This is a genomic window from Anaerophaga thermohalophila DSM 12881 (genome assembly GCF_000191885.1).
Classification (GTDB): Bacteria; Bacteroidota; Bacteroidia; order Bacteroidales; family Marinilabiliaceae; genus Anaerophaga; species Anaerophaga thermohalophila.
The window spans coordinates 1-11,899 of the sequence record NZ_AEWI01000132.1 but is presented as its reverse complement, the minus strand read 5'-3'; the positions used below and the strand labels follow the sequence as shown (position 1 = coordinate 11,899).

Below are 11,899 nucleotides of genomic sequence, written 5' to 3'. Positions count from 1 at the left end.
AATAATAAATTGCACCATTCCAATAACTTAGACTAATTTTATACGGATGAAACAAAATATTACCATAGAACTGGAAGAACTCAGGAAAGAACTGGAAGAATACGTGAAGGTACGCGTAGACCTCACCAAATTGCATATTGCCGGAGAACTGTCAAGGTTTTTTTCAAATTTGATGACCAAGACAGTTTTGCTGTATCTGCTCTTTTTTGTATTCATGTTTTTTTCATTGGCTGCAGCATTTCTGCTCGGGAAATGGATGGGGTCCTATGCCCTTGGTTTTGCCTTAATGGGTGGTCTTTTCCTTTTGGCAGCATTGGTCTTCTGGCTATTGCGCAAGAGAATTATTGAGCGACCCGTTGTTCAGCATTTCATTGAATTAATGTTCCCAAAATTCGACCATGATGAAGAAGAATAAAAGAAACGATTACCGCCATATAAAAAGTTACAGAGATTTGTGTTCGGAAAAGATGCACCTGGCATATCGTGCCCGTTACAACGAGAAGCAGCTCGAAATAAGACTTCTCGAGCTGGGCTATTATCTTCATCCCGTCAGGTTGGTCCCCTCCCTGGTTACCGAATGGGCACAACCTATGCTTATTGAACTGAAAAACAGAATCAAGGAGTACTTTTTGGGAAGAAACAGAAGAAGCAGGAGAAAAGACGCATGATTCTTTTTACGCCTTTCACGAGCATCGCGAGATTTTTGCATTTCTTTGGCACGTAATTCCTCAACTCTTTTTAACGGATTTACGACCAGACGTATCTTCCTTATCCCTGCCAAAACTATTTCCACGGTCAGGTTTGTCATCGGACTTTGCCTGTGAACGAGGCCTTTTATCTGGTTCTTTTGCCATGTCCGCTGCATTAAAAGAACCATTTCATCCGTACATAATTTATTTATTGAGGGCGGATGGAACTCGCATGCAAGAACTTATACATGTTCTGTTGTGACAATCATTGTCATGCTCGTTTCATCAAAAAAGCTAAATTTGCTAACCGGCAATCCAATGTAATTTAAACAAAAACCAGTCATAGATGGACAAAACAGCGGCCCGACAACGAATTGATGAACTGAGAGAGGAACTCAACCATCACAATTTCAAATATTATGTTGAGAATCAACCCGAAATATCGGACCAGGAGTTTGACCATAAAATGCGTGAACTGGCCGATTTAGAGGCAGAATATCCCGAATTTGCCGATCCTGACAGTCCGACCATGCGTGTAGGCAGCGACCTGACACAGGAATTTGAGCAGGTACAGCACAAGTATCCGATGCTCTCGCTCAGTAATACCTATTCCGAACAGGAACTCAGAGATTTTCACAACAGAATAGTCAGGCAAGTAGGTGAAAATTTCCGGTATGTAGCTGAGTTAAAGTATGACGGAACTTCCATTAGTCTTACCTATGTAAACGGTCAACTTCAGCGGGCTGTTACCCGCGGCGACGGTACTGTGGGTGATGATGTAACACGGAATGTGAGAACCATTCGCTCTGTACCCCTGAAATTAAAGGGCAATTTTCTTCCTGAATTTGAAATACGGGGCGAAATTTTTCTGCCCATCGAAGGATTCAAACGGCTCAACCGGGAGAAAGAAAAGGCCGGAGAACCGCCATTTGCCAATCCCCGCAATGCAGCTGCCGGCTCACTAAAACTACAAAACAGTTCTCTCGTGGCTAAAAGGCCTCTCGACTGCTTTCTTTATTACCTGCTGGCAGAAGAGTTACCAACCGACAGTCATTACGAAAACCTGATGTTGGCAAAATCATGGGGGCTCAAAATTTCGCCTTACATGGAAATCTGTCACTCCATTGACGATGTATTAAAATTTGTCCGCAGATGGGAAACAGACCGAAAAGATTTACCATTCGAGATCGACGGCGCCGTTATCAAGGTAGACAGCATTTCATTACAGCGTCAGCTTGGCTTTACCGCCAAATCACCCCGATGGGCCATTGCCTATAAATTTAAAGCCGAAGAAGCCCGCACCAGATTATTATCGGTCGATTTTCAGGTAGGACGAACAGGCGCGGTGACACCGGTGGCCAATCTTGAGCCCGTCCGGCTGGCAGGGACAACTGTAAAACGTGCATCTCTTCACAATGCAGACATCATATCAGGTTTAGGCCTGCACATCAACGATCTTGTTACTGTTGAAAAAGGCGGAGAGATTATTCCCAAAATTACCGGTGTAGTATTGGAAGAACGTCCTTCCAATAGTCGTCCGATCGAATTCATAAAAAATTGTCCCGAATGCGGAGCTCCACTGATGCGTCTCGAAGGAGAAGCCGCGCATTATTGTCCCAACTCAGCCAGTTGTCCGCCGCAAATCAAAGGGAAACTAGAACATTTCATTTCGCGCGGCGCTATGAATATAGACGGACTGGGCAGCGAAACCATCAATCTGCTTTTCAACCATGGCCTGGTAAAAACCATTCCCGATCTTTATCGCCTGGAAACTTCTCAACTTGTCAACCTGGAACGCCTGGGAGAAAAGTCCGCACGTAACATTATCAATAGTATAAAAAAATCAATAGAAGTTCCCTGGCCCCGTGTTCTTTACGCTCTTGGCATCCGTTTTGTCGGCGAAACGGTGGCCAAAAAACTGGCCGCTGCTTTTCCTTCGATAGATAAGCTGGCTACTGCCACCAAAGAAGAGTTAACAGCCGTTGATGAGATAGGCGAAAAAATCGCTCAAAGCATTATCGCTTTCTTTAAGTCGGAAGCCAATCGCAAAATGATTGAAGAACTAAAACAGTATGGCCTTAAACTGGAAGGAAAAGAAGAAAACAATCTTGAATCGCGGAAACTGGCAGGAAAATCCATTGTCATCAGTGGTACTTTTACAAAATTTTCGCGCGACGAACTAAAACAAATGATTGAAAGACATGGCGGGAAAAATACGGGATCGGTCACAGGCAAAACAGATTACCTGATAGCCGGTGAAAACATGGGCCCTGCTAAACTTGAGAAAGCTAAAAAACATGGGGTTACAATATTAAACGAAGACCAATTTTTAAGCCTGATTAATTCCTGAGAGCGATTGTCAGGCTGTTAGATTGTTAGATTGTTAGATTGTTTGGGTTGTTAGATTGTTTGGGCTGTTTGGGCTGTTTGGGCCTTATCTCTAATTTTGTTGTATTTTTTGGCAAAATATTTATAAAACGGCTGCGCCATTTGTTGTTTGGATCACCGAATTTGCGCGAATTAACACGAATTTAGTCGCATCTTTGATGCAACAGTTATTCGTGTCATTGACAACATCATAATTGATTTTTTAAGGTGTTTTCGAACTCCTTCCAGTCGTTTCATCCGTATAAAATTTAATTATTAAGGTCGGATGGAACTCGCATGCAAGAACTTATACATGTTCTGTTGTGACAAACCTTGTCATGCACGTTTCATCCGTATAAAATTTATCTAAGTTATTGGCCTGATGGAACTCGCATGATTGAGTTTTATACATGTTCTTTTGTGACAATCTTTGTCATGCTCGTTTCGTTGACAACAAAAATAATTGTGTAGCAATTAGCTAATCCGACAAATTATGACTTTAGCTTTTTAGTTATTTTGGGCTCTGGTTTGTCCAGGTTAGGTTGTTGGAATTAAGATATTAGATGATTCATATTGCCTTGTTAAACCGTTTTTCAACAGACAAAAAAATATAATAATGCTGATTTAAAAATGAGTGCAGAAAAAAGCATATTTTTGTCAAAATCAAGGCGTTTTAAATTTTGTACCGGAGTTAACTTGCTGTTAATGAGGACGCAAAAATTTAAAACAACAACGAGTTTGGCAACAAAGATGCTTTTTAGACTGGACTCTACAATCAATTACAATACACGGCAAAGCATTGCTTATACCAAGTAGTTTTTGGCAGCAAATTTATTCGTAGAAAAAATTAGCACTCGTGATACCATTCAGAAAACAAAGAGAAACAATCGGAAATTTTTTGTTGCAACGTCAACTAAAAAAGCAGCATCGCCATGTCCGGATGAAGAAGATTGGCGATTTAAAAAAAGCCGGCATATTTTTTGATGCCCATTCAGAACGGTGCCGAAAAACTGTAAAGGCCTTTATTAAAAAGTTGCAGTCACAAGGTACAGAAGTGCGGGCATTGGGTTACTTCAATACAATAAACCCGGAAGAAAATTTCATCAGTGACAAAACAGTCTGTTTTTCGACGTTGAAAGATTTTTCATATTTCTTTTTGCCAAAGAGCGAAGAAGTTATTGAATTTACATCGGCTAAACCTGATGCGCTGTTTGTATTTTCAACCTGCAAAGATTTTGCAGCGGCGGCCGTTCTTAAACTCTCTAAGGCCGGGTTGAAAATTGGTTTTGCCGGCATTAATGACGATGCATTGGATTTGACATTTGAATTGCCCGGTTATGAGCCGGAAAAACTTATTGAACAAATAGAACGATACCTGGGAAATTAATAAATACCAGATGGAAGATATTTAGATTCATCCATATTATAGATATCTGACTTTCCACAGGCAAATGTCTATATCATTTATCCATTTATGTTTCAGAACTTAAACTTAATAAATATGAAAACACCCATTTATTTTCTCTCTTTGCTTGCCTTTGTGGCTATATTGCAAAGTTGCGCAACCAGGAAGGTTGAACGTGTCGGTACCGAAGAAATAATAGACCTCAGCGGACGCTGGAATGATACTGATTCCCGAATGGTAGCAGAAGCCATGGTTGAACAAATTTTAGATGCACAATGGCTCCCGAATTTCCAGGAAAAGCATGACGGGAAAAGACCGGTTGTAATCGTCGGACTGGTTTACAACAAATCACATGAACACATTGAAGCAGAGACTTTCATCAAAGATGTGGAAAGAGCATTTATCAACTCCGGGAAAGTTCGCCTGGTTCAGGCCGGTGATAAACGTGAAGAACTTCGTCGCGAACGTGCAGCCCAGCAGGAATTTGCTTCGCCCGAAACTGTTAAAGCCTGGGGCAAAGAACTGGGTGCAGACTTTATCCTGAACGGCGACATTTCCTCCATCGTTGATACCTATAAAAAAGAAAAGGTCAACTACTATCAGGTCAATCTGGAGCTTACCGATATTGAAACCAGTGAAATTGTCTGGATCGGGGAAAAGAAAATCAGAAAGTATATAAAGAATTAGATGCCGAATGCTGTTCCAGGTATTGATTGATTGGTAATTAAGATAATTGTAAAGATTCTTCGTCGTTCCTTCTCAGAATGACAAAAAAGACCTTCCTGTCATTCTGAGTGAAGCGAAGAATCTCATCCAGTGATTGATTAATTGGTAATTGAACAAAGTTCCATAGTAAATCTGTGTCATCAGTGGTGAATTCTCAACCTGAACCTCAACCTTAACCTGATTTGCTCATTGATAACAGGAAAGATTCTTCGTCGTTCCTCCTCAGAATGACCAAAGAGACCTTCCTGTCATTCTGAGCGAAGCGAAGAATCTCATCCCGGGTGATGGTCAAATGGTTAATTGGTTAGTTGGATAGTAGTTGATTGATAATTTATAATCGTCCTTTATGAATCGTTATCTGAAGGTTTTGTTCACAATAGCACTGGCGGCAGCAATTGCCGCCTGTGCTACATTTTATCAAAAAACCTATCAGGTACAGTCGAGCATAGCAAGAGGTCAGTTCGAAAAAGCTGACCGGATGATGAGCAACGACACAAATTGGTCGCAAAACAACAACAGGGTTCTCTATTACATGAATCGTGGTGTTGTTGCCTACATGATGGGAGATTACCGAAAAAGTATTGATTTCCTGAATCAGGCCGATTATTATATTGAAGATTATTCGAAACAATTTGGCTGGGAGGCTTTGTCGCTGGTCTCCAATCCCATGGTAAAACCTTATCGTCCCGAAGATTTTGAAGTCATTATGGTCCATTTTTACAAAGCGCTTGGCTTTATCGCTTTGAATGACCTGGAAGGAGCACTGGTGGAAGCCCGTCGCATCAACATACGTCTGCAACAGATCAACGACAAATACAAAGACCACAAAAACAAATATCAGCGCGATGCTTTTGCCCATAACCTGATGGGGATGATATACGATGCCGCCAAAGATTACAATAATGCATTTATTGCCTACCGCAATGCTTTGGAAGTGTATGAAGATGATTATTCAGAATTATTCGGCATGAGTGCTCCGGAACAGCTAAAAAAAGACCTCCTTCGCACGGCAAAACTTACAGGTTTCGCTGACGAAGTGATTCGATACGAGAATCAATTCAACATGAAAGCCCCGGAATTACCCGGAAAGAACCATGGTGAACTTCTTCTTTTCTGGCTTAACGGTATGGGACCGGTGAAGTCGGAATGGAACATTACCATTACCAACTACGGCTTTAACAACGGGTTTGTCACACTCGGAAACCCGGAACTCGGGCTTAACTATTCTTATCATTCCTCTAACCTTTCTTCAAAAGAAAGAGCTGCCTTTGAAGACCTTTCTTTTTTCAGCGTTGCGTTTCCCAGATATGTGGAACGCAAGCCTTTGTTTTCGAGAGGCATGGTTTTATATAATGACACAACCATTACTTTTGAAAAAGCTGAGGACATCAATAAAATAGCCTTTCAGTGTTTGCACGATCGCATGCTGCGTGAACTGGGAAATGCCTTATTGCGTGTTGCTACCAAAAAAGCAATGGAGAAATTAGCCAACAACGAAAACGAAAATCTCGGTACCATTGTCAGCATTGTTAATACACTCACCGAAAGAGCTGATACACGCAACTGGCAATCTTTACCACATTCGGTATATTATGCCCGTATATCTCTGCCGGCGGGAAAACATTCTGTCGATTTGCAATTTACAGGCAAAAATTCCGACAGAGCCGCTATTCAAGTGGAAATTGAACCTGAACAAACCACGTTTTACTCTTTCCATACGATGAACAGTACGGAAATGTACTGACAAATTCCTATTTCCATAACCTGTTCTACTCTTTTCCCAAAACTAAATTTGATTTCTGCTTTTTTTATTATTAACTTAATTGCCTGACATATATCTTAGTGTCTACAATTTCTTGTTCTCAAATTAATCTAAAACTTCACTTCTTATGAAAACACTTTTACCAAACAAAAAAAAAATTGGAATGCTGGTAATTGCCGGCATATTGACAACACAAAGTTTTGCCCAGACTCCCATAAACAACGGTGACTTTGAAAACTGGGAAGATGTTCCCGTTGCGTTTGTTCCCGATAGCTGGGAAGTAGAAAAAGACTATGAAGCAGCCGACCTGGTTAATACCCGTGTGCAAGAAGCTACCAATGGCACCTACTCTCTTAAATTGACTACCATTGAGGACCCGGAGGATCCAGAACCTTACATGGGCTTTGCCATATTAGGCGAAGTTGATGAGTCAGGACCTTCAGGAGGTATTCCCTGGACAGAGGCTGTTGACCAGCTACAGTTTGATGCAAAGTATGATATTCAAAGTGGAGATACGGGATATGCCATGGTTGAGGTCTATGATGATGGCGGAAACGCTATTGGAGGAGGATTGCTGGATTTTTCCGGTACTCAAACAACAACTCTGGCCACTCAGACATTACCAATATCATACACCGGCACTCCTGCCGGGATCATGATAGGATTCGTCAGCAGCGACTTTGAAAATCCCGCCAATGTTGCAGTCGGTAGTTGGATACAGGTCGACAATGTCCGGCTTTTCAACGGAGGATCGGAGGTAAGCACCTCAATTCCCAATTTCAGTTTTGAAAACTGGTCGGACTACACTATTAACGACCCGGAATACTGGACTTCTACAAATATGGAATTATCGGAAGATGGTGTGGCGAACGTTTCATCTTCAACCGATTTCTACAATGGTTCTTTGGCTGCGAAATTAACCAATATCGAGAGGGACGGAGAAGTAATGACTGGAGCCCTATGCTATGGAGACGACCTCTGGGATAATGCAAGAGTTGATTATACAGATGAACCTGATTTCCTTACAGGAGCTATTAATTATACACCATCTGGAACCGATAATGCCCACATTTATGCCACTTTTAAAGACAACATGTCGGGATGGGTAGGCGGAGGAGCAGCCGATTTTTTTGAAACATCGGGATACCAGGAATTTGTAATGCCACTATATTATAATGACTATACCCCCGCCACGGTCAACATGTGTATTTTTGCCGGAGAAGAAAATCCTCATGCAGGTTCTGTTCTGCTTGTAGACAACCTTCAGTTCGTCAATGGTTATGACATTACAATTTATGTACATGACAATGCTACACCGGCTAATGGCATTGCCTACGCACAAATTGAAATTCCAAAACGAACCGGAGATGAAGGAACAACTGATGGAAATGGAAATGGTTATTTCAAACTCCCCGATGGTACCTACAATTTAAAGGTAACACATGAGAGTTACGAAGATTATAATGGAAGTTTTACCGTCAATGGAGAAGGAACGACCGTTGATGTGCAAATGTCTGTAGCTACCGCCCTGCCAAACATTAATGATGATAATTTCAGGATTTATCCAAATCCAGTTAAGGAGATTATCTATATTGAGACCTCAGAGAAAATTGAAAGGGCTGACCTGATCGATATGAAAGGGATTGTAGTGAAATCCGTGAAGAACAACGGGGATTTTTCCAAAATTAACGTTGCAGGCATCTCACCAGGCAATTATATTCTAAAACTGTTTACGGATAAAAAAACAATTACGAAGCAAATTGTAATTGCTCCTTAGCAGATTATCAAAGAAGCCCGTTCAGAAAAAGCGCTTTATCCACTAAAGCAACGCATAAAAAAGAGAAGTGGGCATCTACTTTAAAAAACAATCCCCTGCAATTTCTGATTGCAGGGGATTTTATGTCCTCATATTTAATCTCTATGGCTATGAAAAAAGAGGACCTAAACTATACTTTTCACAAAATGAAACGAGTATGGCAAAGTTTGCTACGATAAGAGTATGTATAAGTTCCTGCATGCGAGTTCCATCCGACCTTAATAAATAAATTCTATACGGATGAAAGGACAAAATTAATACAATATTTATAACAACCTTAGGACACAAAGGTTTAAATCACGCTTACTTCACAAAAAATTTTCCGATATGCACATTACCTTGATTATTAGAAAGTTTCAAAAAGTACAATCCGCTACTTAATCCGGGAAGGCGGATTTTTTCCTGAAAATTATTTAATGTTCCCCCGGAAACAATTTTCCCGCTCAGATTGTATATTTGCCACCGGTCAAACCATTCATTGTTTTGTTCGAAAAAGATATATTCCTTCACAGGATTGGGCCAGCAAGCGGAGAGCCTTCCGGAACACTTCCACTACCCGATTTTGATCGGGAATTTAGGTTTTAGTATTTTATTCTGAAAATTAAAAGTTGAATTGACTTTTAATTTACGAAAAATTTCCCTATTCCATATTTATTGTCAGCTAAAGCCAATAACAAATAAAACCCGGATTTCAGATCAGAAATATCAATCAATAGCTGATGAATGCATTTTTCATCCCACTTTTTTACCAACTGACCATTATTATTATAGGCTTGTAAAACGACATCCTCACCTTGTGTGAAAGGCAAATGAAGTTTCAGGAAATTTTTTGCCGGATTTGGATAAATCGAAATTTCAGTTTCATACCCAATGTCTAAAACTGAAGAAACAACTGATAATCGAAACCAATTCAAATTATATTCAGAGTGCAAAGTTTTAAGCCGGATTTTATAGCGTCCCGCGGGCAAAGTCACCTTTCCTGATTGAGTTTCCCAGTTTTGCCATCCCCCTGTAGCATCAAAAGTTATTGTATCTAAATTCACAAAACCATCCTCTTTTGCAACTTGAAACACAAGTTTTGCATCTGACCGGGGTGTAGCAACTCTGTACTCTACCTTAAAATCATTTTCTTTTTCAACATTGATGGCAAACTCTACAAAATCGCCCGGATTAGCATACCCTGTATTTTGCCCGCCACCGGTATCCTGACAATTTTCCAGCTGAAATCCGTTATTTATTAAAAATCCTCTGCTTCAATTTTTCCCGGAATATTAAAAATTTGTGGAAGATAATTAACAGACACCATCCGAGAAAATGGCTTCAGAATATCTTGGCCAGCCATAACAGATGTTCCATTATATGAAATCAATACATCCTCCTCATAACCAATAAAATTATCTATTGACAATTTCAGGATTCTGCCATTTGAAGGATCGGTAACAATATTGTTGATTGTATAAACTTTACCATTACCTGATTCAATATTAAAATCTGAAATAGTGTATTCGTCTAACGCTGTAGTAATTTCTTTATTAACAACAAGGGTTACAATATCTCCGGGAAAATCTACAAATGCCATTAAGGCCTTACATTCAGCATTATCAATCATCTGCGGATTCATAAAACTAAAATAGTTCAAATTTACACCTCCCGAATTAATGACAAATTTAAAGTTGATCGTGCCTTGTGGAATAATAACATCGTTAATATGAATCGTTTCCCAATTTTGCCATCCTCCTGTAGATGGAAAAGAAATATTTTTAGTGACAGGAATACCATCTATTTCCAGATGCACCTTCGCGCCTGACTGATTGGAAGCATATCTGATATTAAACTGCCCGGCAACTGCAGAATCCGAAGTAACAGTATATTGCATCCATTCACCATCTTCAGTCCAACCAACATTATACCCATTTGTATGACCGGTTTCATCAGAACAAGCTTCTATATCGACCCCGTCGTTCCGGTAAGACCATCCCTGATTCCAGTTGGTATATTCACCATCCTGATTCAAATGATAGTTGGCTGTATCATTATCATAATAAGCATATTTCACTCGTCCTAAGTCATAATCGGCAAAATAGATTCTTTCCCCAATTTTGTGTTCTTTAAAGGGTAAAGTAGCGGTTGTATGCGGTTGTCTGATCATTGCATCAACAACATCTTTTTGAAAGATACAATTTTCAATTTTATGGTTTTCGGCAAATTGAAGTACTGCCTGAAAAGCTTCATCTTCAGTTAACTCAGGTCCTTCTCCTCTCCAAAAATCAAGTAACCGGGAATAACTATCATTAACGATGACTCTGAGTGGATTGTTGATACCGGGCTTTTTTACAGGCCAGAACGACCATCCGACATGGTGTTGTTCACACAAAGCAACAAGATTTGTAAACCAGGTATTAGAGTTTTCACCTGTCTCCCCAAGCCAGACAGGAATATTGTAAGTATCACGCATCGATAAAACCCAATCCAGAGCATTCGGTGTGTTATAGTTCCAGTATTTGTGGAAACTGTAAACCATATTGTCATCCCATGGCGGAGTTAGTCCGGAAAAATCATTGGCAAAGGCATTACCTTCTATAAAAAGAATATGATTAGAATCGACAGCCCTGATTGTATCAGTAATTCTTTCATATAAATCACGAAGTTGAGAATTATTTCCTTCAGGGAATGTCCAATTGGTTTCGTTTATCAAATCATATCCTCCAATCCACCTTTCATTTGCATATCGCTCAGCCAGTTTTCGCCAAAGAGCTACCGTTTTGGCCTTATTCAATTCACTTTCCCACAAGGATGGTTTAGATGGATCATAATCAGAAATATTGGAATCTTTTCCCTGTCCGCCAGGGGCACCATGTAAATCCAGGATAAGATACATTTGATTATCTTCGCACCAGCCTAATAAAGAATCCAAAATATCAAACCCTTTCCGTATCCATGTTATTTCTCCTTCAACAGGTTCTTCCTCTATCGGAGGAGTAAACCATTTATAATGCATAGCAACTCTAACAGCATTAAATCCCCATGATCTCATAGAATCAACATCAGTCTTGGTAAAATGATATTGTAACCAGGCATTGTAAAAACTATCGGTTTTTGCTTCTCCTATAGTTTCAATCAGGCGATTTCTAAAT

11 protein-coding genes are annotated in these 11,899 nt (G+C 40.1%); 7 read left to right on the top strand and 4 right to left on the bottom strand.

Features of this window, described 5'->3' with window-relative positions:
• Positions 1 to 46 precede the first annotated feature (46 nt).
• The gene (locus tag ATH1_RS0116595; protein ID WP_010417503.1) at positions 47 to 415 is read left to right on the top strand and encodes a phage holin family protein; all 369 of its coding nucleotides are present in this window, start codon (positions 47 to 49) and stop codon (positions 413 to 415) included.
• A complete protein-coding gene (locus ATH1_RS0116590) occupies positions 402 to 668 on the top strand; it encodes a hypothetical protein (protein WP_010417506.1) in 267 nt (88 codons plus the stop codon). Before ATH1_RS0116595 ends, ATH1_RS0116590 begins: the two co-directional genes overlap by 14 nt.
• A gap of 60 nt (positions 669 to 728) precedes the next feature.
• Here the strand turns inward: ATH1_RS0116590 and ATH1_RS22515 are convergent, their stop codons facing one another.
• Positions 729 to 854, bottom strand: coding sequence for a hypothetical protein (locus ATH1_RS22515; RefSeq protein ID WP_280959753.1), 126 nt, complete (start codon positions 852 to 854; stop codon positions 729 to 731).
• 181 nt (positions 855 to 1,035) lie between these two features.
• Here ATH1_RS22515 and ligA point away from each other — a divergent pair, with 181 nt between their 5' ends.
• From ligA to ATH1_RS0116565, 5 genes are all read left to right on the top strand, one after another.
• Positions 1,036 to 3,039 carry an NAD-dependent DNA ligase LigA gene (gene ligA / locus ATH1_RS0116585; RefSeq protein WP_010417508.1) on the top strand — a complete coding sequence of 668 codons (2,004 nt, stop codon included), beginning with the start codon at positions 1,036 to 1,038 and terminating at the stop codon, positions 3,037 to 3,039.
• Between the two features lie 873 nt (positions 3,040 to 3,912).
• On the top strand, positions 3,913 to 4,443 hold the full coding sequence (locus tag ATH1_RS0116580) for a DUF6913 domain-containing protein (protein ID WP_245531694.1): 531 nt from the start codon (positions 3,913 to 3,915) through the stop codon (positions 4,441 to 4,443).
• A gap of 114 nt (positions 4,444 to 4,557) precedes the next feature.
• Positions 4,558 to 5,148, top strand: coding sequence for a penicillin-binding protein activator LpoB (locus tag ATH1_RS0116575; RefSeq protein WP_010417514.1), 591 nt, complete (start codon positions 4,558 to 4,560; stop codon positions 5,146 to 5,148).
• A gap of 385 nt (positions 5,149 to 5,533) precedes the next feature.
• Positions 5,534 to 6,931: a COG3014 family protein gene (locus tag ATH1_RS0116570; protein WP_010417516.1), complete on the top strand. Its 1,398-nt coding sequence runs from the start codon at positions 5,534 to 5,536 to the stop codon at positions 6,929 to 6,931.
• Positions 6,932 to 7,076: 145 nt separating this feature from the next.
• Positions 7,077 to 8,726, top strand: coding sequence for a T9SS type A sorting domain-containing protein (locus ATH1_RS0116565; RefSeq protein WP_010417519.1), 1,650 nt, complete (start codon positions 7,077 to 7,079; stop codon positions 8,724 to 8,726).
• 342 nt (positions 8,727 to 9,068) lie between these two features.
• Here ATH1_RS0116565 and ATH1_RS22850 read toward each other — a convergent pair whose 3' ends face one another.
• The 3 genes from ATH1_RS22850 to ATH1_RS19825 all read right to left on the bottom strand — a co-directional run.
• A complete protein-coding gene (locus ATH1_RS22850; RefSeq protein ID WP_010417522.1) occupies positions 9,069 to 9,275 on the bottom strand; it encodes a T9SS type A sorting domain-containing protein in 207 nt (68 codons plus the stop codon).
• Between the two features lie 110 nt (positions 9,276 to 9,385).
• Entirely contained in the window at positions 9,386 to 9,985 is a 600-nt protein-coding gene (locus ATH1_RS22365; protein WP_245531825.1) for a carbohydrate-binding protein, read from the bottom strand.
• A gap of 17 nt (positions 9,986 to 10,002) precedes the next feature.
• On the bottom strand, positions 10,003 to 11,899 hold a 1,897-nt coding region (locus ATH1_RS19825), incomplete at its 5' end, for a cellulase family glycosylhydrolase (protein ID WP_010424419.1).